1 protein-coding gene is annotated in these 616 nt (G+C 44.5%); it reads right to left on the reverse strand.

Annotation, left to right across the window (positions count from 1 at the left end):
- Nucleotides 1–616: hypothetical protein (locus V5290_RS17355; RefSeq protein WP_333388787.1), on the reverse strand; the 616-nt coding region annotated here is incomplete at both ends.

Below are 616 nucleotides of genomic sequence, written 5' to 3' on the forward strand. Positions count from 1 at the left end.
GTACCATCTACGATTTCATAATTTACGGTATCGCTTAATGTAACAGTAACCTCGTCACCGTCTTCGTCTGTTGTTTCGAACGTCGCAACCACAGCACCTTCAACGGCACTGCCGTCATCTTCAGTGAAGTCATTGCTGCTAGTGATAGTTATTTCTGGTGCATCATTGGTAGTAGTAACACCTGGCTCAACAGTTGCGGCTTCACCGTCAGTAGTACCGTCATTTGGTGTTAGTGTAAATGCAGGTAATTCTTCGCCACTATTGACAAGTTCTGCGCCCGCTTCTGTTAAGACAACTGTACCATCTACGATTTCATAATTTACGGTATCGCTCAATGTAACAGTAACCTCGTCACCGTCTTCATCTGTTGTTTCAAACGTCGCAACCACAGCACCTTCAACGGCACTGCCGTCATCTTCAGTGAAGTCATTGCTGCTAGTAATAGTTATTTCTGGTGCATCATTGGTAGTAGTAACACCTGGCTCAACAGTTGCGGCTTCACCGTCAGTAGTGCCGTCATTTGGTGTTAATGTAAATGTAGGTAATTCTTCGCCACTATTGACAAGTTCTGCGCCCGCTTCTGTTAAGACAACTGTACCATCTACGATTTCATAAT

This window comes from Psychromonas arctica (genome assembly GCF_036697365.1).
Classification (GTDB): Bacteria; Pseudomonadota; Gammaproteobacteria; order Enterobacterales; family Psychromonadaceae; genus Psychromonas; species Psychromonas arctica_A.